This is a genomic window from Lysobacter sp. CA196, assembly GCF_052078695.1.
Taxonomy (GTDB): Bacteria; Pseudomonadota; Gammaproteobacteria; order Xanthomonadales; family Xanthomonadaceae; genus Lysobacter.
Genome location: NZ_JBQJIN010000013.1, coordinates 68,022 through 89,379, shown reverse-complemented (window position 1 = coordinate 89,379; position 21,358 = coordinate 68,022). Strand labels below are relative to the sequence as shown.

Genomic DNA, 21,358 nt, shown 5'->3' with positions numbered 1-21,358 from the left:
GTCTCAGCGCAAGTGAGCAACCGCACTGCGATCGCACGACAGCGCCGTTGACGAACCCTAGAGTCGGAACATCGCATCACTCAGGGTGGCCGGTGCGAGCGAGACAGCGCACTGCACTCGATGCCGGATCCGTCGTTGCGGACTGGGGCATGCACGCCACCCCTTATTCGACGAGAGCGACGCAATGAAGGCGATTTCGAAAGCACGATTGGGGTTGTTGGCCTGCTGTATCGCAGCGGCCATCGGCGGCACGGCCACGGCGGGTGGGCGCGATGCGACCGCCGCTGCCGGCTTGAGCGGCCAGGACCTGGTGTATTCCTACGACGAAATGTTCGATTTCGATACCGCGGCCTATCTGGCCAAGCACGCGCCGCATCTGGTGCGTCATAGCGAGTCGATTTCGCATTGGGCCGGCTATAGCAGCATCAGCCCGAAGGTGCTGATCGCGCTGATGGAGCAGCAGAGCGGGGTGGTGTCGCGTCAGCGCGCCAGCGCCGATGCGATGCGCCGTCCGTTCGGCAAGCTGTCGGCGGCGAAGGATTTCAACGGTCAGACCCGCGAGGTCGCCACCGCCTTGCGCCAGGCCTTGTACGAGCAGGAAGACGCGTCGCTGGCGCCGCAGGGCCGCGTGCCGCTGGCGCGCGCCAACCCGCTGCAGGCTTTGTACGTGCAGGCCGGCGAAAGCCAGGCCAGTGCCGCGCTGCGCGGCGACGGCGAGTTCCAGCAGGTCTACGGCCGCTTGTTCAACGAGCCGCGCAAAGCGGCGCCCGCGTCGGCGCGTTTCGCCGACACCAGCGACGTCAACGCCCTGGCCGGCCCGGCCAACGGCTTCCTGCAGTTCCCGTATCCGCGCGGCGCGTCCTGGCATGTCGGCGGTGCGCACACCAACACCGGCTCGGGCAATTACCCGATGTCGTCGCTGGACATGTCGCGTGGCGGCGGCTGGGGCAGCAACCAGAGTGGAAACTGGGTGTCGGCATCGGCGGGCGGCTCGTTCAAGCGGCATTCCTCGTGCTTCGCCGAGGTGGTGCACAGCGGCGGTTGGTCGACCACTTACTACCACATGATGAACCTGCAGTACGGCACCGGCGCGAGCGTCGCCGCCAACAGCCGTCTCGGCAATCCGGCCAATACCCAGGCCCAGGCCCTGTGCAACGGCGGCGCTTCGACCGGCCCGCACGAGCATTGGTCGCTCAAGTACAACGGCAGCCACTACCATCTCAACGGCGTGTACCTGTCGGGCTACCAGATCACCGCACTGGGCAGCAGCTACGACACCAATTGCAGCCGCTTTTATCTGAGCAAGAACGGCTCGCGCTATTGCTCGGGGTATTTCACCAATCCCTGAGCAAACGGTTTAGCCAGCGCGCTCGTCGCCTTCGCGCACGAGCCGGCTTAGTCGTCGTACCCGCCCGAAGCCGCGGAGGCTTCGGGCGGGACGTTAGCCTGCGACGATCGAATGAACCCGGTTCTCAGCGTTTCTTCGTCGCGACCGCTTTGCCGCGCGTCGGCTTGGCTTGGCCGACGTCGCCTCGCCGCATGCATTGCCAGGTGATGCGGCCGACTTCCTCGCCTTCGAACAACTGACGGATGGCGATGCTGGCGCCCTGCATCTGCTCGGGTTTGCCACCGCGCAGCAGGAGCCGTGCCGGCAAGCGTGCGCCGCGCGGCAGCGACAAACCGCACAAGGGCAGGCGCGGCAATCCCGGCAGGGCGATGGTGGCGCGATCGCCTTTACGCGGCACCTCGACCTTCCAGGTCACCCCGGCACCGATGCGTCGGGCGAGGTCGCGCGGCAGTTCCAGTTGCACCGTGACGCCCTTGGGCAAGCGCCGCACGATCTCGAAATCGAAAGCGCGGGCGCGATCGGGCGTGCCGGTGATCAGGAACGGCAGCGCCAGCATGGCCTGCGGGTCCGGCGGCGGATCGACCACGTTGAAATTGCGCCAGGTGATGTTGTTGTGGGCGCGGATATAGTCGCGGAAGGCATCCCAATCGAAATTGGGCGGGCCCGGCGGCAACGGCGGCGCGGCATCGGCAGGGTGGTCGAGGCTGGCGACGAAGCAGTAATGGCCGGGCGCGGGGATGTCGGCTTGCGGCCAGGTGATCGCGTCGGCGACCACCAGGGTGTCGCCCAACGGCACGTCGACCGGTGCCGAGGTGCCGATCAGGTTCCACAGGTCCGGGGTCAGCAAGGTCGCGACCGGGCTCCAGTACACCGTCGCGCGGACATCGTCGGCATCGGCGGCGCCGCGATTGCGCATGCGCACGTAGAGGAAGTTATCTTGCCCGGTTTCGGCCTCGTGGCCGAGGGTGTTGCTGTTTTCGGTGCCGCTGCCTTCGCCGTAGGCCGCATCCGGGTTGGCCACCGCGTCCGGGCGCAGGATGACGTCGGGGCTGGAGCTGATCGCGCCGGTCGACGGCACCGCGCCGCTGTCGCCGACGGCGTCGCGCAGGTAGACGTCGGGCACCAGGCCCAGGGTGTCTTCGATGATCGCGCGCAGGTCCGGCATCACCCCGATGGCGCCGGCCACGCCGCCGCCTTGCGGGGTGTTGATCGCCGGGTCGGACAACAGGCTGCGCATCTGCCCCGGCGACAGGCGCGTGCCGGTCGCCGCGGCGTACATGCCCTGGGTGACGAGGGCGGCGCCGGTGACGATCGGCGAGGCCGAACTGGTGCCGTTGAAACCGGCGGTATAGGTGCGGTTGTCGTCGCCGCCGCCGTTGTCCAGGCCGCCATACCCGCAGGTGGTGACGTTCTCGCCCCAGGCATAGCAGTCGACGCGCGAGCCGAAGCTGGAGAAACCGGCGCGGTCGTGCGGCAGCGGCGACAGCGCCGCGCCGACCACGATCGCGCCGGAGTCGCGGAAGTCGGCGCTGGCGCGGTTGAACACCTGGAAGCCGCCGCCGTCGGTGTAGGCGTCGAGGTCGTTGCTGCCGTTGCCGGCGGCTTCGACCACGATCACGCCCAGGGCGCTGGCCAGGCGGATCGCATCGAAGTCGGCATTGTCGACTTCGGTCAGGATCGCGCCGCCGCGTTGCACTTCCAACAGCAACACATCGCCGACCGCCATGCTCGGCAGCGCCGCGACGATCGCATCGGCGACGTGCAGTGCGGTATCGGTGCCGGCGTCGTAGTGCGAGGTCACCCGCACCGAGGCCACGTCGGGGGCGATGCCGACCACGCCGAGGGTGTTGTCGATGCCGGCGATTTCGCCGAGCACGGCGGTGCCGTGATTGCCCTTGTAGGTACCCACGCCGTCGCGGTTGTCGCCGAAGATCAGGCTGGGCGCGTGCCCGACCAGGTCTTCGTGGCCGAGGAACCAACCTTGTTCGAGGTCGACCACGCCGATGCCGGCGCCGGTGCCGTTGGCCTGGGTCCAGGCCCAGCGCGCGTCGATGCCGGTCGGTGCTGCGTCCAGGTAGTCCTGGCCGGTGCAATAGGGGTCGTCGGCGTCGTTGACCGGATCGGTGACTTCGAGTTCGCGATAGGCATCGGCGACTTCGGCGAGCCGGCGCAGGCGTGCGACCAGGGCTTCGGCGTCGTCGGGACGGTGGCGCAGGTCCAGGCGCCAGTAACCGGTCAGGCTGCGCAGCGGCGGAAACGGCGATTGCGCGGCGCGGCGCTCCATTTCGATCAGGCGTTTGGCATCGACGCTGCGGATCAGCGGGCGAGTGGATTCGACCGTCGCTTCTTCCAGCAACTTGGCCAGCGCCACCAGCTTGTGTTTGCGCGCGAGGCTGCGCAGGTCCTTGTCGGAGCCCGGCGCAATGCGATCGGACAAGCGCAGGATGACGAAGCCGCTGTAGCGCGGCGTCGGCGATGCGGTGGGCGGATGTTGCGGCGGGCGCGTCGGGCCGGCCGCGCAATGCAGCGCGGGCGCGCAATGTCTGGATTTCATCGGACCTCTCCTGGTGTCGGCCGCACTCCTGCGCGTTGGCTGGCGATGATGCGTGCGGACGTCCGTGTTCCTGCGGCCGTTGAAACAGGGCGAGCCGAGCAGACCAGTGTGGCCGGCCGTCCCCCTGCGGCCGCCGAAGAGACGCTGCGCGCGTGGCTCCTCACCGTAAGCGAACGCCAAGACTCGCAGCGGGCGGCCATTGCGGACAAAGCAAAGGCGGCCGTGGCCGCCTTTGCGCAGTGTCCGTCGCGGATCAGTCCGCCGTCATGGTTCCCGTCACGGCGGCAGCTTGGTGCCTTGGTCGGCGATCGCCAGCCACTTGCGGCCATCGTGGCTGTAGGTGACACCGGTCAGTGCCCTCTGGCGGTAACCGATGCGCGGGATCTCATACACGGTTTCGTACAGGATGTAGGCCGAATTGCAGCCGTCGACGACGCGGTAGCGCTCGGTCCAGGTCCATTTGGCTTCGCGGTTGGTGAAGTGGCCGGCGAGCGCGGTCATGATCGCGTCGATGCCGATGCGTACGCCGCCGCTGTCGAACACGGTGATCGCGCGTTCGTCGTGGACGGCGCGGAAGGTCTCGGCATCGTAGTCGCGGAAGGATTCCATGTCCGTGCGCTGGGCGAGGTCGAACTGGCGTGCGCAGATCCGGGTCAGGATGTCGCCGACCCAGCCGGAAGCGGCGGCTTGCGGCGCGCTGCTTACCGGTTCGGCAGCGAACGCCGTGGTGGTGGTGAGGACAAGCATGGACGCGGCGAGCAGCGCCGACTTGCGGGCGGAGCGGGGAGTGCGGTGAGTCATCGTCTTGTCTCGGTGGTTGGGACGATGGCGACGTTAGGCGTGCCAGCGGTTCCAATGGAGGCCCAATCGGTTGACGACCGATGGAGCCAATTCGTGGGGCGCGAGCACGATGTTGAGCGATTCGTCTGGAGCTGCGTTTGCACTCGCGTTCGTCGAGCATGAATGTCGGTCGTAGCGTATTTCTTGCGCTTTCATCGTGTTCCGGTTGTTCCGTCTGCGCGCTTTCGACAGAGCGGCCTGACCGGAGCTGGCCTGCTTCCTCGTTGAATGAATCGGTGGGCTCGATCGGCGAAGGCGTATTCCTCGCTGCCGTTCGGTCCCGCGCCGAATGCAGCGACGCGGTCCCGAGGTTTCGACCCCGGGCAATCGGCGCGTCTGCGCCTGCGTCGGATGTCGCGTCATTGCAGGAGCTTCGCGGGTTTCGCCGCGGGGTAGCGTCGTTACTCAGCCAGGGGGCAGGATGAACACGCATGTCGAGGAGCGTTCGCGGACGCTGGTGGTGTTGCTGCATGCCTATAGACACAACACGGCCCGGCTCGAATCGGTGCGAACCCTGGTGCTCGGTGCCTGGCCGGAAGCGGAGATCTACTGCCCGGAGCTACCGACATCAACCTGGTCGATGGCGGATCCGAACCTCATCGTCGCTACTCTGCTGGCGGAGGTCGACCGGAAGTACGCACAGGCGCAGATGGACGCGACGCCCTTTCGCAATATCGTGTTGGTCGGGCACAGCATCGGTGGCCTGCTCGCGCGCAAGCTATACGTCGTGGCCTGCGGCGAAGTCGAAGGCGCTCCGTTCGAGGCCGATTTCAAGCCGGCATCCGCCGATGACGCGGCGCTCGTTTCGGCACGGCCTTGGGCCGCTTGCGTCTCGCGGATCGTGCTCTTGGCAGGCATGAACCGTGGCTGGCGCATCTCCCATCATCTGGGAATCTGGCAGGCGATTTTGTTGCGCCTAGGCAGCATCGCCGGTCATGCCGGACGTCTCGTCGGTCGGCGCGAGCCGTTGATATTTGCCTTCCGCTGCGGCGCCGAATTCATAACCCAACTACGCATCCAGTGGCTGCTGATGCGGCGGCATTCGAGCGGTGCATCACGGGAGACTCAAGGCGTCGCCGGCGCGGCGGGCCGGCCGGGCAGCGCTATGACGATCCAGTTGCTCGGTTCCCGCGACGATATCGTCGCGCCGGAAGACAACGTCGATTTGGTCTCCGGAGGCGACTTCGTCTATCTCGACGTGCCTCATAGCGGCCACCGCGACATTATCGAAATGGCCGACCCGATACTCGGTGCAGCCCGGACCCGGGCCTTTTTACTCGCGTTGCAGGGTAGCGGGGAGGAACTGCAGCGCGAGGCCGTGGTCCCATCCGATGAGCGATTCGCCGCGCCCGACGAAAGCATCGAGCGGGTGGTGTTCGTCATGCACGGCATCCGCGACGTCGGCTACTGGACCCACAAGATCGCGCGCCGGATCAAGCAACGCGCCGGCGACCGTCTGGCGACCTGGGCCACCGAGACCTCCAGCTACGGCTACTTCCCGATGCTGCCGTTCCTGTTTCCGTGGTATCGGCGGCAGAAGGTGGAATGGCTGATGGACCAGTACACCGAAGCCTTGGCGCGCTTTCCGAATGCGAGGTTCTCGTACGTGGGGCACAGCAACGGCACCTATCTGCTGGCGCGGGCGCTGGAGCTATACCCCTGCTGCCGTTTCGAGCGGGTGGTATTCGCCGGCAGCGTGGTGCGTCGCAACTACGACTGGCGGCGCTTCCTCGGCGGTGCGCGTCCGAGAATCGGCGGCGTACTCAACTTCGTCGCCACCGGCGACTGGGTGGTGGCGTTCTTCCCGAAGTTCTTTCAGTTCTTCGGGCTGCAGGACCTCGGCAGCGCCGGCCACGACGGCTTCCTTCTGTCGCAGCCCGATGCCGGCGTCAGCCAGGTGACCTATGTCAAGGGCGGGCACGGCGCGGCGATCGTGGAGTCGGTGTGGAACGTCATCGCCGGCTTCATCGTCGACGGGCGCGTGGAGATGGACGAGATCCAGCCGGTGCCGCGGCGACAGAATCCCTTGGTCAAGGCGCTCGGCCTGTGTCCGCCGTTGGTGTGGCTGGTATTGATCGCGGCGGCGTACTTTGTCTGGCAAGGGATCGCCCTGGCGATCTGCCTGTTCGGCATGGCGCCGGCGACGCAGGCCTTCGTCACCGGCTTCTCGTTCGCGCTGTACCTGTTGCTGCTGTGGCTGGTGGTGACCCGAGTCTAGCGACAACCTGCCCGAATGCGCCCCGCGACCGGGCTTGCCCAATCGGGCGGCAACCGCTAGGCCGGGTTCGTCGGTGTCGCGCGCCGGTCCGCCGAGTTACCATGCACCGCGGCCGCTGGCCGGTTGCGTTTCCGCGACGCCCCGGACTCGCGCATCGTTCACTCGCACCGATCCTGTCCCGCTGGGCATTCCGGCGGCACGGCGTCGTGTCGGCGCTCCGGTTCCGGCCGGGCCGCGCATGCCTCGCTCCGATCCCCATGGGCGGCGCTTCGGCGCAGCTGCGCATCGGAAGCCACTCTCATCAGCAAAAGGACATTGTCTTGAAGAAACTCAATCGCCTCGTTTCGATCTGTCTGTTGGCCTTGCTCGCTGCCGCCTGCAGCGGTGGTGGGCGCAGCACCATGACCGCCGAGGAATACCTGCAACAGAACGTCTCGGTGTGGAATGCCGCCAGCACGCCGGCGGTACGCTGGCTCGGCGGCGATCGCGCTGAGGAGTTCAGCAAAGTGCTGCAACAGCGCAAGGGCATGAGCCGCTACCAGCCGCAGTTCGCCGGGCTGCGTCGCGAGTTGGCCGCCAATACCACGGTGACCCAGGCGTTTCCTCCGCCGGCGGACGCCGCCGCGCTGCATGCGGACATGCTCGCCTACCTCAAGAGCGTCGACGCGGCTTTCGCCAAGTTGGAGGAAATGGGCAAACTGCCGGACGGCTACAGCGACCAGCAATTCGGCTCGCTCAGCACCGACATGGAGCGCCTGATCGGCGAGGTGGACACCAAGGCCATCGCCTGGAATGCGGCGCAGAAGGCCTACGCCAAGCAGCACGGAATCACTCTGCAAGAAACCGGCGGCTGATCGCGCCGGCCTCGCATTCAAGCTGCATCGCAACGAAGAAAGCCCGCCGTCCGGCGGGCTTTCCTTTTAAGCGCTGTGACAGGGTTTGGAACACCAATAGCAGCCGTTGCTGTGGGCGAAATGACGCCTGGCTGCGACTACCGCCGACGAGCAGTGCAGGTGATACCCCAGTTCCTGCCGGTTGAACGGCACGAACGGGCAGTCGGAGCGGTGTACCTCGTGGTTTCCGTTCGGCTGTGCGTTGCGATTCACGTAGTACACGTACATGGCGGTGTCTCCGATCCAATGGCATTCCCGAATGCCTGGATACGTCATCGACATCGCAGTGCCTGCGACGATGAGCCCTCGGACCGCCGGGCGTGATGCAGGCCCGGAACCCGAAGCGTACCGCAATGCGCCGCCATTCTTGCTTCACGCCCTTGCGGCAAGCCCCGCCAGAGCCTGTCGCTGGTGGCCTGCCTGGTTTACGGGTTGGCGATCGGCGTGGTCGTGTCGGCGCTCAAGCGCCACTGACCGCGCACCCGCGCCCAGTTGGCCACATCGATCGCGTGAAGGGTGATGCCGGCCGAGGGAATGGTGAACTCGATGCGGTCGACGACCACGGCGCTGGAGCATTGGCTGATCGTCTGCGCCAGCAGGGTGCGCTTGAACACGTATTCGTTGGCCATCACCGCGCGATAGAAAGCGGTGATCGCCGGCTTGCCGTTGAGCACCTGGCCGAGGCTGTTGACCTGGACCGCGTCTTCGGCGAAGCCGGCCATGAAGCGATTGAGATCGCGCCGGGCGAACGCGTCGCCGAGCGCTTCGGAGGTGCGTTCGAACTCGCGTTCGCAGTGCCGGTGCTGCGCCGCCATCGGGTCTTGCGCTACTGCGGCGAGCGGAATCAAACCGGACAGCGCGAGTGTCATGCCGAATGCGATCATCGAAGTACGACTCTTCATGTTCGGTCCTTGCTGGGTGGTTGGAGACTGAACGTTATCGAAGGCCCGTCTGCGGCGATGTACCCGGATCGCGAATGAAACTGCCCAAGTTACTCAATGCGCGATGTGTCGCGCAGCGTGGTGAGCGGACGACGAAGAGTTCTGAAGAGTTCTTCTGTCTGAAGCTCCTCCCTTTGTTGAGGGGGCAGGGGGATTTGCCTTTGATCGACCTAACGCAGCCACAGCAACAGCCACAGCCACAGCCACAGCCACAGCAACAGCAACAGCAACAGCCACAGCCACAGCAACAGCAACAGCAAATCCCCCGCGCTATGGATCCTTTGCTTTCGGCTCGCTGCGCCGGGCGCTTGCCCCCTTCTACAAAGGGGGCGAGGTGTTAGGCGGCTTCGGTACCAGGCTCCAGCCCGTTGCGAACTGGGAACAGTCGCCCCCCGAAGCACTCCCCCCTTTGGAAAAGGGGGGCAGGGGGGATTTGCTTTTGATCGACCTAACGCAGCAACAGCAACAGCAAATCCCCCGCGCTATGGATCTGCACTCTCAAGGTACAAGTGCATCACCCAAGCGGATCAAAGGCTTAAACCTCCTTCCTGGTAAACCGGCCTTGATTCAGAGTAAGTCTTTGATCAGTCGAGAATTTCTGATTTGCCGTCCGCCTAGGAAAAAGCGGGTCATCAGATGAAGAGTGATGCACTTGGTCCTGGTCAGTGCAATCCTTTGCTTTCGGTTCGCTGCGCCGGGCGCTTGCCCCCTTCTACAAAGGGGGCGAGGTGTTAGGCGGCTTCGGTACCAGGCTCCAGCCCGCTGCGAACTGGGAACAGTCGCCCCCCCGAAGCACTCCCCCCTTTGGAAAAGGGGGACAGGGGGGATTTGCTCTTCATCGAGAAAGCCAGGCCGCGGTGATGGCACCTGCACAAACCCCCGCACTGCGTCGTAGCACTCAACGATAACGCGCTCGCCAGCGCTGTCGGAAGCGCCGTGGCATCGCAGATCGACGCGCCGGAATCATGAGGCGGGTCACGATTTCGATGGCCGGTCCCTCGCCGATGCGGGTGCGGCGGCGACATCGTGGCCGGTCGTCGGACCCCATTGCGTGCAGTGGTGGCGAGAGCGGCGCGGTCGGCCGCTCGCATCTACCTACCGAGAGGAGCACTGCGATGACTACCACGAACGCCTCCGCCCAACCGACGCTCGATCCGACGCTTACGATCGCGCTCGCGGTCGCTTCCAAGGCCGCCTACGACTACTACCAGGGCCTGCCCTTCCAATCGCCCGACGGTTATCAGCAGATCGACGCCTGGACCGGCTGGGACGCGTTCCTGATCAGCGGTTCGGAAGAAAAGTACGGATTGGTGTTCCAGGCCATCGCCAGCCCAGGCACCTTGATCTTCGCCTTCCGGGGCACCGATTCGGACATGGACATCTACGAGGACATACGTTTCCTCACCACCGAATTCGTGCCGAGCAGCGGCACGGTTGCACCGACGCCGCACGTCGCCTCCGGCTTCTACAGCATCTACGACGACAGGGGCGGCGCGATGGCTCAGTCGATGCGGCAGCAATTGTTCGCTTTGCTGGCCAAGTACCAGCCGAGCCAGCTCTACGTCACCGGCCATAGCCTGGGCGCCGCGCTGAGCCAGTTGTTCTCGCTCGATCTGGCGATCAGCCAGCCGATGAGCGCGACCAACATCAATTTCTCCAGCCCGATGGTCGGCACCATCGACTGGCAGACCGCCTATAACGCCACGATTCCGCCGGCGAGCAGCATCCGCGTCTACAACTACTGGGACTACGTGCCCACCTTCCCGCCGAGCGACCTGGGTTTCCATACGGTGGGCTCGGCGTTCCAGACCGCCTTCTACGTCAAGGGCGAATGGTTTCCGCACGAACTGTCGCGGCATTCGGTGGTCAACCTGACCACAGTGCTGAGCCACGCCTTGCCGGCGCATCCGCAGCAGTGGGTCGGCGAGTTCCCCGATTACATCCAGCCCAAGTGGACGATGCTGAGCAAGCTGCCGCCGGCCGGCGCGGTGAGCTGGGCCGACAAGATCGGCGAACACATGCGCTTCGAACGCTCGCTGCGCGCAGCCGCCTGACCGCGGGAGCTGGGTGGGCGCAGTGGCCAGGGCGCTGCACCCATCGGCGGCCTTGACCTGGTCTTGCAGGGCGCCGGGTATAGTGCGCTCCCGTTCCCCCGAGGCTCTCGCCATGCAAAACCTGCCCCGATTCGCCCTGTTGTTGAGCGCCGTGATGGTCCTGGCCGCCTGCGCCACGCCGACCGAAGCGCCGACCGCCGATAACGCGGCGACCGACATGACCCCGGCCAAGGTCGGCATGCCGAACCCGGCCTCGGTGCATTGCAAGGAGCTGGGCGGCACGCTGGAAATCCGCACCGGCAAGGACGGCGGACAGTTCGGCGTGTGCACCTTGCCCGACGGCAAAGTCTGCGAGGAATGGGCGCTGTTCCGCGACAAGAAGTGCGTGACGCCGAGCGAGTAAGCCCGGCCGAGTCGATGCCGACCCTCGCCGGCATGGGCGCTCAGGTCAGGGCCTGCAGGGGCAGGGCGCCCCAGGTCCGGAGCCGATCCGGCCTGTTCGGAGCTTGAGCGGTAGCCGGCGTTATCCCGCGCCGAGCCGATTGGCTCGGATGCGGCGGCGCGCTATGGTAGCGACGAAGGAACGTCTGCACCGGCCATCAAGGAGAGCGCCCGATGTCTCGTACCAACGCAACAAACCTGCTGTGCATGGCGGTCGTCCTGCTGACGGCGTCGCCCGCGGGCCAGGCGCTCGAGAAGGCGCGTTTGGACGCAGCCGTCGGGGTCCATCTGGCTCTGTTTTCGACCGACGATATCGTCGAGGAACGTTTCGCCAGTCGCGCGAGCGCAATCGATCTGGATGGCGATGGCGTCGAAGAAATCCTGTTCCTGGCCACGGCGCGCTGCGTCGGGGCCAATTTCGATTGCCCTAATGAGCTGGTCGTCCTTGCCGCGACTTCGGATAAACCGGCTCAGGCCGGCAAGCGCGTGGAACCGGACGTTCTCGCCGCGGCCCGGACCGGCTATCGGCTGGTCGGTTCCGAGCAGATCCCCGGCGAAGTCCACGGCATACGCGTCTTGAATGGGACTATCGCGGTCGCCTTCCAGGTCGAGCAGGATTCGCCGATCTGCAAGCGCTCCTTCTCGACCGAGAAGGGGAGACAAGCTACCGCGCATTGTCCGGCTCCGGGTGGCTATGAGTGGACGTACCGTTGGAGCGCCGGAAAGCTGGTGAAAGCGTCGTCTTGACGGGCGTTATGATCCAGCCGCAAGCCCAGGGTAGGAACTGGGCAAGCTGCGACCGCGGCAATGCGCTCGGCGACGGATGGAGTTGCGACCGGAATCATCACGGTCGCGGCTTGCGCCGCTCCTACCCAGGCGCATCATGAACCGGTTCTGGTGGATGCTCGCAACCTTGCTCGGGTTCTGCACGGCCTGCAACGGATCGGGCGAAAAAGCGGCTCACCGTGAGGGATCGGATAAAACCCCGTCCGCTCGGCAGCGCGAGTTGGCCGACCAGACTCCGGTCGCGGTTTTCGAAACCCAGCACTACGCGATAGCGACTACCGCGACCTCCGAGCAGACCCGGGCGATCGGCGCCGCGGTCGAAAGCCTGCATCGGGCCTATAGCGAATTCTTCGCCGAGGCGCTCGCCACCGAGCGCGAGTGGGGCCGGCTGCAACTGCGCCTGTATCGCAACCGCAGCGAGTTCGTCGCCCATAACCGCAGCATGCCCTGGGCCGAGGCCTATTACCGCGCGCCGATCTGCCATGCCTATTACTCGGGCATTCGAGCGGCGTATCGGGCCGATCGATCGCGTGCAGGAGGAGTGGTACGGCTATCTGCGCGACAAGCAGATCGAAGCCGCGGCGCCGACGCCGGACGAGGCTTGGTTCGTGCCTGCGAGCGGTTAGCGTTCCGAAGCTATCGCGTTCGGTTGCTACACTCTCGACCGATGGTTTGATTCGCAAGCTGTCGTCGCCGGCGATCGACTCGCGAGGCGCAACGCCCCTGTTCGCATTCATACGGAGCCGCGATGGCCCATACCCGGATCAATCTCGGTTCGCTGAAAGTGTTCGAGGCTGCGGCGCGCGCGCTGAGCCTGACCCGCGCCGCCGAGGAACTCAACGTCACCCAGGCCGCGGTCAGCCAGCAAGTCCGGCAGCTCGAAGCGCAGTTGGGGGTGGAGCTGTTCCGACGCCTGCCGCGTGGGCTCGCCCTCACCGACGAGGGGCTGAGCCTGTTGCCGGTGTTGCAGGAAGCCTTCGATCGCATCGACGGCGCCCTGGACCGGGTCGGCGACGGCCTGGCGCGCGAAGTCGTGCATGTCGGCGCGGTCGGCACCTTCGCCAGTGGCTGGCTGTTGCCGCGGTTGGCCGATTTCGCGCGTCGCCACGCGGCGGTCGACGTGCGCGTCAGCACCCACAATAATCGTGTCGACCCGGCCGGCGAAGGCCTGGACTGCGCGATTCGCTACGGCCGCGGCAACTGGCCGGGCATGGAAAGCCGCTTCCTGATGCCGGCGCCGCTGGCCCCTTTGTGCACGCCGGCCCTTGCCGCGCAATTGCGCGGCGCGGCCGATCTGCCGCGTTTCCCGTTGTTGCGTTCTTACTTCGTCGACGATTGGCGGCTGTGGTTCGAAGCGGCACAGGTGGCGCCGAACGGAGCGATCAACGGGCCGATCTTCGATTCGTCGCTGACGATGGTGCAATGCGCGCTGCAAGGGCTCGGCATCGCCCTGGCGCCGCCGACGATGTTCGAGCGCGAGATCGCCGAAGGCCGCTTGCTGCAACCGTTCGAACCGACCCTCGATGCCGGCGGCTATTGGCTGACCCGGCTCGCCCTGAAGCCGGCGAGCGCGGGTGCGGCCGCATTCGCGGCCTGGCTCGAACGCGAGTGCGCCAGCCAAGCCGGAAACGCGGCCTGAGTTGCTGCCCGCGTCCGGCTTAAAGCGTCTGCGCGACCTCGGCCGCGCGCGCATACACGCGCAGGCGGTGGCCGTCGGGGTCCAGCGCGACGAAGCTCCGGCCGAAATCCATATCGGTCGGTGCCTGCGCGATCGGCAGGCCGCGTCGCGCCCAATCCCCATGCACCGCGTCGACGCCGTCGTAGTTGCCGACCTCGAACGCCAATTCGGTGCCGCCGAAGGCCGGCGGTGCCGCCGGCTCGACTGTGTGCTTAGACCACAGACCGAGCTTCATGCCCGTGTTCAACACGAACAACGCGAACGTCGGCGAGGCTTCGACCGGTGCCGCGCCGAGCAGATCGGCATAGAAACCGGCGCTGGCCATGGGGTGGTCTACATAGAAGAGAACGAAGTTGGAACTGATCATGTCGCGGCTCCGAGCGTGGGAATGACTGGCTGCGGCGGCAGAGCGTGAGCTGCCGTCGGCTCGGGAGCAGATTAGCCGGGGGTACTGACAAGGTATGTCAGTAGAGATGGGGCAAGCGGTGGTACGCATGAGTGCGTCGCAGTCGGTTCGCGTCGTGCGTGCGCCTACGCGTGCTCTTGTCGTCGGCCGTGCTCAGCGAGCGTGTTGCCGACGGCATGATCGCGTGAGCGGCGCATATCGGCGAGGTCGCCACCACCATGATGCGATCAGCAGCCCGATACCGGCCACAGTCAAGGCGACACCCACAGGCAGCGCATAGGGACCGGGCGTGGGCACGATTCGCCAGTAGGTATGGCCCGATTGCATCAGCAGCAACGGCTGATCGTTCAACACATGGGCGAGGATGGCGCTCGCACCGAGCGCGATCAGCACCGCGCCCGACAAGGTCGGAATCAGCAGGATAGGGCTGGTTCGAGAGTGTTTCGGTGTGTGCATGAGGGGCGCGGGATTCACACGAAACCCGCCCGGAGAGTCTCTCCCTTTATCGAAGGGAACCGGGGGGAGTTCGCTTTTGCCCGATCGGGGATGGACGGAAAGCATAGCCGACCACCGAATCCACTCGCTGGCGGAAGGCCAAACCCGGTGCACAGGTACTAACGCTTACGTACCGTCTTGTCGCCCTTGCCGAGCGTCCGCTGCACCAGCCACAGCATCGCCGCCTTGACCACTTCGGGGTCGCCGCCGGCATCGATCTCCAGCGCCGCACGATCGAAGGCGGCCGACAGCAACTTGGACAGGGCGTCGATGGAAACTTCCTCGTCCCTGCCGATTGCCGCGGCGAGACCTGCATGCAAGGTCTCGGCCGCATTGGACTCGTCGATCGCCGCGATCTCGGCCAGGCCGAGCACGGCCGGGCCTTCCAACAACAACAGACGAGTGCGGCCGGGCACGGCCATGGCCTGCAGATAGGCCTCGCCGCCGGCGATCAGCGCTTCGTGCGCGCTCAGCCCGGCCGGCGTCGCGGCGATGATGTCGTTGCGGACGGCCTCGGCTTCGCGTTGCAGTACATGCCGGAACAAATCGCGCTTATCGACGAAGTGGTGGTACAGCGCCCCGCGCGTGGTGCCCGCGGCGACCGAGACCTCGGGCGTGGAGGTGTCGCCATAGCCCTTGCCGACGAACAGGGGCCGCGCGGCCTCGAGCAGGGCGTGGCGGGTGGCTTCGGTGCGCTCGCGGTTCGAGCGTGGCGATCGGGGCGGATTGGGCAATTGCATACATACAGCCTGTATGTTAATTTGATCTACATACAGACTGTATGCCACAGCGCAGAGAACAGACAAGATGAAAGTCACCAGCTACTACCCCGTGATCATGACCCACGACGTCGCCGGCACTGCAGCTTTCTACGAAGCCCATTTCGGCTTCGTGGCCTTGTTCGACAGCGGCTGGTACGTGCATCTGCAGTCGGCGCAGGACCCGTCGATCAACCTGGCCGTGCTCGACGGGCGCCACCACACCATCCCCGAGTCCGGACGCGGCCGGGTGGGCGGGCTGCTGTTGAACTTCGAGGTCGAGGACGTCGACGCGGTCCACGCCCGACTGCAGGACGCCGGCTTGCCGATCCTGCTGAGCCTGCGCGACGAGGACTTCGGCCAGCGCCATTTCATCACCAGCGATCCCAACGGCGTGCTGATCGACATCATCAAGCCGATTCCGCCGAGCGGCGAGTTCGTCGAACAGTACGATGCGAGCGCATTGCCGGCGGCGTGAGCGTAGGCGCGGCCGATACGCACTCATCTTGCGATGGGCCCTGTGCGCAATCAGCTTGGGCCTGGCGAGACAGCTGCAGAAGCGACGTCTATCGGTTTCGGCGCCACCACCGCGATGCGATCAGCAGTCCGATCTCGGATGCAGTCAATGACAAATCGAACCCGTGCCCGGGCTTGGCCATTCCGGTGCCGCAATCCGCCACTCACTTCGTCTGCGGCGGATACTTCTCGCCGTACTTCAATTCGGTATCGACGAAGCTGGTGAGGTTGATCGGGCAGTTGTAGTAGTCCGAATGCGCGCACAGGAAGCTGTAGAGCGTGTTCAAGTCGAGCGCCATCGTCTGCGGCGGTTCGCCGGCAGGAAAGTGCGTTTCGAGCGCACGGCCGCCACCGTAAGTGGTTTTCTTCGAGGTCTTGTCGGTCAGGAACAACAGGACGTGGTTGATCTTCGTCCAGTCCTTTTCCTTGTTGAAGGCGCGCAGGTTGTAGGTCTTGCCGTGCACCGGAAGTTCGATGTCGCCGATCCAGTACATCAGGCCGGTGTGGTTGCGCGAGTCCAGGTGGCTCACGCCCACCGGCACGTTCTTGCGCTTGAAGGTCGCCGTGACCACGCCCTTGGGATCGTAGGGAAAGAAGCTCAGGCTCTTGAAGCGTTGCGCCGGCAGTTTCGGGTTGTACAGCCAAGCCTTGATCGAGTGCTCGTAGACCGTGCCACGCACGATCAGTCCGTTCGGCAGCGTCTGCTGCTGTTCCTTGGCTTTCAGCAAGTCGACCTCGGCGAGCCCCGGGCCGCGGAGGAGGGCGCGGCCGTTCTGGTAGCTCAGGCTGACCGGATCCTTGCTGCCCGCTTGTTCGGTCCAGCGGAGCTCGGCGGGCGTCCGGGCCGGCGTGAGATGCACCGTCTTGCCGGCATCGACCACGGCGACGTCCTGGATCGCATACATGCCGGTCGGGCCGCCAGCGTGTTGGGTCATGGCCGCGCGGAAATCGTCCCAGTCCTTGCGCGGATCGGCGATCGCCAGGGTAGGCAGGCTGAGCAACAGGATCGAGCAGAGCAAGGCGCGCATGGCGGGCTCCTGAAAGGGATGCATGGATGGGCGGTCGAAGACAGAGCACGCTAGCGTGGCCCGAGCGGCCGTGTGTGCGCTGTCTTGATGATTCGACGAACGGGGAGGGCGGGAATCGACAGCGGTCGTACATTCGGCCGGTCAACGAAGGTCGTAGGGACGGCTGGCCATTGCCCCGCAGCGGCTCGTCGGGGGCATCCGATGCGCCGTGCACGCTGCTACCAAGGCAGAGACGATGGGGGCCGAGGCGGAAGTTTCGTCGTCGGCTCCCTGGAACGTTTACGCAGGGCCTCCAGGAGCGGCTTGAGCACTCTCGGCTGTTCCGGACCGTTCCTCGACCCGCCTCCGCGATAAGGGCCGGAGGCATTGCATAGACCGATTTCACCGCTCGTATCGGACACGAAGACCAGATAGTAGGTGCCTGCGATCATCGGTAAACCGCAATCGCCGCCACCGTAGCCCGTAGCCAGTGTAGGGGCAGACAGACGATTGCCCTTGAAAAATTCGACCGGCGTATACCTTGCGACCTGCTTGATCGTGCAAGTCGTTTCCGATGCTGCGCAAAGCTTGCGCGACATTACGAGTTCTCGTTCCACATGGACGGTATCGATTCGGACCAGGGCGACGTGATGGGCCTTGTTCCAGAGAAATTCGGTGTCGGCCGGACAGCTGCAGGCCCAGGCCGCGGGCGAGGCAGACAATAATGCAAACAGCAGCGCAATCGATCGACGCATGGAAACCCGGAGCTGGCTGGAGGCGGTCATGCTGCCATAGGGCCGCACTGCCAGGGGGCTTGCGATGCGTTGCAACCGTTTCGCCCCTGCCCGTATCTCTTGCGACTCCACAGTGGAGACCGACCGAGATGCGTAGCGAGTGGCAGAAGAAGGCGACGAGCTGGATCGTCGCGGCGGCCCTGGGCCTGGGCGCAGTCACGAATGCCGCGGCGCAGCAGGCTGCGAAACCGGCCAGCCGCACCGAGGCGACCCAGCTGATCGCCGATCTGCGCCGGATCGTCACCCCGGAGGGCGTGGAACGCGCCGAGAAGGTCAAGATCGGCGGGATAGAGCAGTGGGTGTCGATCCGCGGCGTCGACAAGCGCAACCCGGTGCTGTTGATGCTGCACGGCGGGCCGGGTTTCGTGGAAATGCCGTTCAGTTGGTACTTCCAGCGCGGTTGGGAGGACTACTTCACCGTCGTGCAGTGGGACCAGCGCGGCGCAGGCAAGACCTATCTGCTCAACGATCCGGCCCAGCTCGAGCCGACCATGACGCGCGAGCGCATGGTCGAGGACACCGAGGAGATGGTGGCCTGGCTGCGCAAGGAATTCGGCAAGGACAAGATATTCCTGCTCGGTCATTCCTGGGGCAGCGTGCTCGGTCTCGAATTCGCCCAGCGCCGCCCGCAATGGCTGCATGCCTACATCGGCATGGGCCAGGTCACCAATTCGCCGGAAAGCGAGCGCCGCGGCCTGACGTTCGCACTCGAGCGCGCCCAGCGCGACGGCAACGCCGAAGCGCTGCGCGAACTCGCCGCGATCGAGGGTTATGCGCAACCGGGCAAGCCGCTCGCGCTCAAGGATTTGTATGTGCAGCGCAAATGGCTCGGCCATTACGGCGGCGCCATGCGCAGTCTGCAGGGCTACGACACGGTCTCGGCCGCGGTGGCGCTGGCGCCGGAATACAGCGACGCCGAGATCGCGCGCATCTGGGAGGGCAACGAGTTCTCGGAAAAGCGCTTGCTGGTCGAAGCGCTGCAGCGCGACTACAGCTCGGTCGAGCGCCTGGACTGCCCGGTGATCCTGTTCAACGGGCGCGACGACTACAACGTCTCCTCCGAACTCGCCGCCGAATGGTTCGGACATCTGCAGGCGCCGTCCAAGCAGTTGGTCTGGTTCGAGCGGTCCGCGCACGTCATGTTCACCGAAGAGCCGGGCAAGACCCTGGTCTCGCTGGTGCGTTATGCCCGCCCGATCGCCGAGCGCGCCGGGGATGCCGCACCGGAATGAGCGCTCGCGCACGGTTCCGGACATTGGCGGGCGGGCGGCTGTCCTCCTGATTCGGCCTGGCGGCGTTACCTGAAGGAAACGTCGCGGATGCGGCGTTCCCTTCCGTTTGCGGGGCCTGCCGGTCCCGCGCCGCCGAGCCCGCCCATGTCGCCTTTGTTGTCCGCCGAACTCGCCTGGTACGTCACCGGACGTTTCTATCGCACCCCCGCCGGTTCCCTGGCCGATTACGGCTATTTCCTGCATTTGTCCGGCATCGAGGGCGCGCTGTTCTGCGGCGCGGTCGGCGAAACCACCGCGCACTTCACCTTCGCCGCGCGGCCCTTCGTCGCCTCCGACGTCGACAACGGCGCGCTGACCTTGGGGCTGGACCCGGCCGGCGAGTTCTCGGTGTACCTGCAGCGCGAGCCGGCCGGCGATTTCGACCGCCCCGATTCGTTCGCCCAGGGCGAGCGCATCGCTACTTTCCGCCGCACCGGCCTGGTGGTCGGCACCACCCTGGCCGCGCAGATCGGCGCGACTTCGACCTCGGTGTTCGCCAACAACGTGTTCAGCGCGCGCCTGATCGACAGCTGGCCGTTCGAGTTCGGCGGCCGCCGCTACGACCTCAGCGCGATCCTCGGCGGCGTGACCCAGTTCGGTACTGCCGCGACCACGCCGATCGCGTTTCCGACCATCCCGCCGGCGGCGCCGATCTACGACCTGGTGCTGCCGTTCACCGGTTCGGCGATCGCCCTGTCCAGCGCGCAGCCGGGAGGATGATGCCATGCGCAAGTTTCCGGTGTTCTCGTCGGCCCGGTGGGGCCGTCCGGCATGATGCGCGTCCGCAAATGCGTAACCGTCGGTCGCTCGGCGATTCACGCCGCGATCGTTGCGCCGTTTTCCTGCCTGAGGTCTGACCAAGTCGAGAGCGGAGGTGGGCGATGGTTCGGCATTGGATAATGGTCGGCGACACGACCAGCAGCGGTGGCATGGTGCTCACCGGCTCGATGGAGCGCGCCGGCGGCTTCAGTTGGGCACGCGTCGGCGACGAGGTGTACTGCCATGAACACGGTGCGACGATCATCCTGACCGGCGACCCGACCCATCGGGTCGAAGGCAGCCCGGCCGCGCGCCACGGCGATTTCTGCCTGTGCGGCTGCATCCTGATCTCCTTGCGGCAGATGCGTTCCATCGTCGAATCGGAGCGCGGCTATGGCTTGATGCCGTATGGGCCGATGACGGATTGATGGGGGCGGGGCTCCAGAGCAAATCCCCCGCGCCACAGGTCCTTTGCCTTCTGCCGATACGCTGGGCGCTAGCCCCCTTTGTCAAAGGGGGCAATGATTCGTCGGCTTCGGTAGCGCAGTGCGGCACTACGCTGGTTTGAGTCGGCAGGCTCGTCTGAAATGAGCAACTCGACCGACCCGAAGAGCTCCCCCCTTTGAAAAAGGGGGGCAGGGGGGATTTGCTCTCGCTCGAGAACAAAGCCACTGAGCGGCAACAGCACCTCCCGCGCTGCGGTCGAACCTAATCCGGCTAGACTTCGCCGGCCGGCGTTCGTCCATGCAAGCCATCCGCCTCCGATGGCAGGGCCGCCCGGCATGCATGGATCTGGCGCTCTTCGATTTCGACGGCACCATCACTTTCGATGAAACCTTTCCGGGCTTCGTGCGCGCCACGGTCGATCGCCGCACTCTGGCGCTCGGCCAGATCCTGTTGGCCCCTTATGTGGTCGGCTACAAGCTCGGGGTGGTGTCCGGGCTGACGGTGCGCAAGCGCATCGTCGCTTTCGGCTATCGCGGCCGTGCCGAGCACGAGGTGCGCGCAGCCGGCGCGCGTCATGCGCGCGAGGTGGTTGCGCGGCAGGTCCGTCCGCAAGCGCTGGAGCGCATCCAGTGGCATCGCCAGCGCGGCGATCGCGTGGTCGTGGTGACGGCTTCGCTGGATCTGTTCGTCGCTGCCTGGTGCGAGGACCAGGGGCTGGAGTTCATCTGTTCGCATCTGGAGTCGCGCGACGGCGTGCTGACCGGACGCTATCGCGACGGCGATTGTTGCGGGCCGGAAAAGCCGCGGCGTGTGCGGGAGCGGATCGATCTGGACGACTACCCGACGGTGTATGCCTACGGCGACACCGTCGAAGACCTGGATCTGCTCGATCTGGCGCATCGCAAGTATTACCGCTGGCAGGAAGTGGCCTGAAGCAGTTAGGCGCGCCGTTCGGTGCGCAGGTATGTTCCGCGTGGAGCCGCGCGGTGCGAATCGATTGCGGTCTGTATCGAATTCGCGGTTTCGTGGTCGCGGCTTGCGCCGCTCCTACTCCGAAGCGACGCAACTCAAGGGTAGGAGCGGCGCAAGCCTCGACCGCGATCACTCCGATACGACGGATTTTTCGTGATGTCCGTCGCGTCGTCGTCATGA

21 protein-coding genes are annotated in these 21,358 nt (G+C 65.6%); 13 read left to right on the top strand and 8 right to left on the bottom strand.

All coding sequences use genetic code 11. The features are described 5' to 3' along the window. Positions 1-184 precede the first annotated feature (184 nt). Positions 185-1,348 (top strand): M23 family metallopeptidase, encoded by a 1,164-nt coding sequence (locus ACTOWK_RS13425; protein ID WP_441330660.1) that lies wholly within the window; start codon positions 185-187, stop codon positions 1,346-1,348. A gap of 124 nt (positions 1,349-1,472) precedes the next feature. Here the strand turns inward: ACTOWK_RS13425 and ACTOWK_RS13420 are convergent, their stop codons facing one another. Further along, positions 1,473-3,902 (bottom strand): S8 family peptidase, encoded by a 2,430-nt coding sequence (locus ACTOWK_RS13420; protein ID WP_441330659.1) that lies wholly within the window; start codon positions 3,900-3,902, stop codon positions 1,473-1,475. A gap of 276 nt (positions 3,903-4,178) precedes the next feature. After that, the gene (locus tag ACTOWK_RS13415) at positions 4,179-4,703 is read right to left on the bottom strand and encodes a hypothetical protein (RefSeq protein WP_441330658.1); all 525 of its coding nucleotides are present in this window, start codon (positions 4,701-4,703) and stop codon (positions 4,179-4,181) included. Positions 4,704-5,163: 460 nt separating this feature from the next. On the opposite strand from ACTOWK_RS13415, the gene ACTOWK_RS13410 reads away from it, so the two are divergent. Then, entirely contained in the window at positions 5,164-6,960 is a 1,797-nt protein-coding gene (locus ACTOWK_RS13410) for a hypothetical protein (RefSeq protein ID WP_441330657.1), read from the top strand. A 320-nt stretch (positions 6,961-7,280) separates the two neighbouring features. After that, positions 7,281-7,814 carry a hypothetical protein gene (locus tag ACTOWK_RS13405; RefSeq protein ID WP_441330656.1) on the top strand — a complete coding sequence of 178 codons (534 nt, stop codon included), beginning with the start codon at positions 7,281-7,283 and terminating at the stop codon, positions 7,812-7,814. A gap of 464 nt (positions 7,815-8,278) precedes the next feature. Here the strand turns inward: ACTOWK_RS13405 and ACTOWK_RS13400 are convergent, their stop codons facing one another. Continuing rightward, on the bottom strand, positions 8,279-8,755 hold the full coding sequence (locus ACTOWK_RS13400) for a YybH family protein (RefSeq protein ID WP_441330655.1): 477 nt from the start codon (positions 8,753-8,755) through the stop codon (positions 8,279-8,281). A gap of 1,154 nt (positions 8,756-9,909) precedes the next feature. Between ACTOWK_RS13400 and ACTOWK_RS13395 the strand changes: the two genes are divergently transcribed. The 5 genes from ACTOWK_RS13395 to ACTOWK_RS13375 all read left to right on the top strand — a co-directional run bounded on the left by ACTOWK_RS13395 (position 9,910) and on the right by ACTOWK_RS13375 (position 13,714). Next, a complete protein-coding gene (locus ACTOWK_RS13395) occupies positions 9,910-10,848 on the top strand; it encodes a lipase family protein (RefSeq protein WP_441330654.1) in 939 nt (312 codons plus the stop codon). A 112-nt stretch (positions 10,849-10,960) separates the two neighbouring features. Continuing rightward, complete coding sequence (locus tag ACTOWK_RS13390) at positions 10,961-11,251, top strand: putative hemolysin (protein WP_441330653.1); 291 nt, start codon at positions 10,961-10,963, stop codon at positions 11,249-11,251. A 212-nt stretch (positions 11,252-11,463) separates the two neighbouring features. Next, positions 11,464-12,036, top strand: a complete 573-nt coding sequence (locus ACTOWK_RS13385; RefSeq protein WP_441330652.1) for a hypothetical protein — start codon at positions 11,464-11,466, stop codon at positions 12,034-12,036. Between the two features lie 136 nt (positions 12,037-12,172). Further along, positions 12,173-12,751, top strand: coding sequence for a hypothetical protein (locus ACTOWK_RS13380; protein WP_441330651.1), 579 nt, complete (start codon positions 12,173-12,175; stop codon positions 12,749-12,751). A gap of 72 nt (positions 12,752-12,823) precedes the next feature. Next, positions 12,824-13,714, top strand: a complete 891-nt coding sequence (locus tag ACTOWK_RS13375) for a LysR family transcriptional regulator (RefSeq protein WP_441330650.1) — start codon at positions 12,824-12,826, stop codon at positions 13,712-13,714. Positions 13,715-13,733: 19 nt separating this feature from the next. Here ACTOWK_RS13375 and ACTOWK_RS13370 read toward each other — a convergent pair whose 3' ends face one another. The 3 genes from ACTOWK_RS13370 to ACTOWK_RS13360 all read right to left on the bottom strand — a co-directional run bounded on the left by ACTOWK_RS13370 (position 13,734) and on the right by ACTOWK_RS13360 (position 15,394). Continuing rightward, a complete protein-coding gene (locus ACTOWK_RS13370) occupies positions 13,734-14,120 on the bottom strand; it encodes a VOC family protein (protein ID WP_441330649.1) in 387 nt (128 codons plus the stop codon). Between the two features lie 192 nt (positions 14,121-14,312). Continuing rightward, on the bottom strand, positions 14,313-14,615 hold the full coding sequence (locus tag ACTOWK_RS13365) for a hypothetical protein (RefSeq protein ID WP_441330648.1): 303 nt from the start codon (positions 14,613-14,615) through the stop codon (positions 14,313-14,315). 158 nt (positions 14,616-14,773) lie between these two features. Next, positions 14,774-15,394, bottom strand: a complete 621-nt coding sequence (locus ACTOWK_RS13360) for a TetR/AcrR family transcriptional regulator (RefSeq protein WP_441330647.1) — start codon at positions 15,392-15,394, stop codon at positions 14,774-14,776. Positions 15,395-15,461: 67 nt separating this feature from the next. On the opposite strand from ACTOWK_RS13360, the gene ACTOWK_RS13355 reads away from it, so the two are divergent. Continuing rightward, positions 15,462-15,890, top strand: a complete 429-nt coding sequence (locus ACTOWK_RS13355; protein ID WP_441330646.1) for a VOC family protein — start codon at positions 15,462-15,464, stop codon at positions 15,888-15,890. Between the two features lie 202 nt (positions 15,891-16,092). On the opposite strand, the gene ACTOWK_RS13350 is transcribed toward ACTOWK_RS13355, so the two are convergent. Together ACTOWK_RS13350 and ACTOWK_RS13345 are read right to left on the bottom strand one after the other, a co-directional pair. Beyond that, complete coding sequence (locus ACTOWK_RS13350) at positions 16,093-16,956, bottom strand: DUF1684 domain-containing protein (RefSeq protein ID WP_441330645.1); 864 nt, start codon at positions 16,954-16,956, stop codon at positions 16,093-16,095. Positions 16,957-17,174: 218 nt separating this feature from the next. Further along, positions 17,175-17,720, bottom strand: a complete 546-nt coding sequence (locus ACTOWK_RS13345; RefSeq protein ID WP_441330644.1) for a hypothetical protein — start codon at positions 17,718-17,720, stop codon at positions 17,175-17,177. Positions 17,721-17,818: 98 nt separating this feature from the next. On the opposite strand from ACTOWK_RS13345, the gene ACTOWK_RS13340 reads away from it, so the two are divergent. The 4 genes from ACTOWK_RS13340 (at position 17,819) to ACTOWK_RS13325 (ending at position 21,139) form a co-directional block, all read left to right on the top strand. Next, a complete protein-coding gene (locus ACTOWK_RS13340; protein ID WP_441330643.1) occupies positions 17,819-18,961 on the top strand; it encodes an alpha/beta fold hydrolase in 1,143 nt (380 codons plus the stop codon). 144 nt (positions 18,962-19,105) lie between these two features. After that, complete coding sequence (locus tag ACTOWK_RS13335) at positions 19,106-19,720, top strand: hypothetical protein (RefSeq protein ID WP_441330642.1); 615 nt, start codon at positions 19,106-19,108, stop codon at positions 19,718-19,720. A gap of 179 nt (positions 19,721-19,899) precedes the next feature. Further along, a complete protein-coding gene (locus ACTOWK_RS13330) occupies positions 19,900-20,187 on the top strand; it encodes a PAAR domain-containing protein (RefSeq protein ID WP_441330641.1) in 288 nt (95 codons plus the stop codon). A gap of 358 nt (positions 20,188-20,545) precedes the next feature. Then, positions 20,546-21,139 carry an HAD family hydrolase gene (locus ACTOWK_RS13325; protein WP_441330640.1) on the top strand — a complete coding sequence of 198 codons (594 nt, stop codon included), beginning with the start codon at positions 20,546-20,548 and terminating at the stop codon, positions 21,137-21,139. Positions 21,140-21,358 lie beyond the last annotated feature (219 nt).

Excerpts from the sequence above, each read along its gene's own strand:
- ACTOWK_RS13425 (WP_441330660.1), top strand. The coding sequence starts at position 185 with ATGAAGGCGATTTCGAAAGCACGATTGGGGTTGTTGGCCTGCTGTATC.
- ACTOWK_RS13420 (WP_441330659.1), bottom strand. The coding sequence starts at position 3,902 with ATGAAATCCAGACATTGCGCGCCCGCGCTGCATTGCGCGGCCGGCCCG.
- ACTOWK_RS13415 (WP_441330658.1), bottom strand. The coding sequence starts at position 4,703 with ATGACTCACCGCACTCCCCGCTCCGCCCGCAAGTCGGCGCTGCTCGCC.
- ACTOWK_RS13410 (WP_441330657.1), top strand. The coding sequence starts at position 5,164 with ATGAACACGCATGTCGAGGAGCGTTCGCGGACGCTGGTGGTGTTGCTG.
- ACTOWK_RS13400 (WP_441330655.1), bottom strand. The coding sequence starts at position 8,755 with ATGAAGAGTCGTACTTCGATGATCGCATTCGGCATGACACTCGCGCTG.
- ACTOWK_RS13395 (WP_441330654.1), top strand. The coding sequence starts at position 9,910 with ATGACTACCACGAACGCCTCCGCCCAACCGACGCTCGATCCGACGCTT.
- ACTOWK_RS13390 (WP_441330653.1), top strand. The coding sequence starts at position 10,961 with ATGCAAAACCTGCCCCGATTCGCCCTGTTGTTGAGCGCCGTGATGGTC.
- ACTOWK_RS13385 (WP_441330652.1), top strand. The coding sequence starts at position 11,464 with ATGTCTCGTACCAACGCAACAAACCTGCTGTGCATGGCGGTCGTCCTG.
- ACTOWK_RS13380 (WP_441330651.1), top strand. The coding sequence starts at position 12,173 with ATGAACCGGTTCTGGTGGATGCTCGCAACCTTGCTCGGGTTCTGCACG.
- ACTOWK_RS13375 (WP_441330650.1), top strand. The coding sequence starts at position 12,824 with ATGGCCCATACCCGGATCAATCTCGGTTCGCTGAAAGTGTTCGAGGCT.
- ACTOWK_RS13370 (WP_441330649.1), bottom strand. The coding sequence starts at position 14,120 with ATGATCAGTTCCAACTTCGTTCTCTTCTATGTAGACCACCCCATGGCC.
- ACTOWK_RS13365 (WP_441330648.1), bottom strand. The coding sequence starts at position 14,615 with ATGCACACACCGAAACACTCTCGAACCAGCCCTATCCTGCTGATTCCG.
- ACTOWK_RS13360 (WP_441330647.1), bottom strand. The coding sequence starts at position 15,394 with ATGCAATTGCCCAATCCGCCCCGATCGCCACGCTCGAACCGCGAGCGC.
- ACTOWK_RS13355 (WP_441330646.1), top strand. The coding sequence starts at position 15,462 with ATGAAAGTCACCAGCTACTACCCCGTGATCATGACCCACGACGTCGCC.
- ACTOWK_RS13350 (WP_441330645.1), bottom strand. The coding sequence starts at position 16,956 with ATGCGCGCCTTGCTCTGCTCGATCCTGTTGCTCAGCCTGCCTACCCTG.
- ACTOWK_RS13345 (WP_441330644.1), bottom strand. The coding sequence starts at position 17,720 with ATGACCGCCTCCAGCCAGCTCCGGGTTTCCATGCGTCGATCGATTGCG.
- ACTOWK_RS13340 (WP_441330643.1), top strand. The coding sequence starts at position 17,819 with ATGCGTAGCGAGTGGCAGAAGAAGGCGACGAGCTGGATCGTCGCGGCG.
- ACTOWK_RS13335 (WP_441330642.1), top strand. The coding sequence starts at position 19,106 with ATGTCGCCTTTGTTGTCCGCCGAACTCGCCTGGTACGTCACCGGACGT.
- ACTOWK_RS13330 (WP_441330641.1), top strand. The coding sequence starts at position 19,900 with ATGGTCGGCGACACGACCAGCAGCGGTGGCATGGTGCTCACCGGCTCG.
- ACTOWK_RS13325 (WP_441330640.1), top strand. The coding sequence starts at position 20,546 with ATGGATCTGGCGCTCTTCGATTTCGACGGCACCATCACTTTCGATGAA.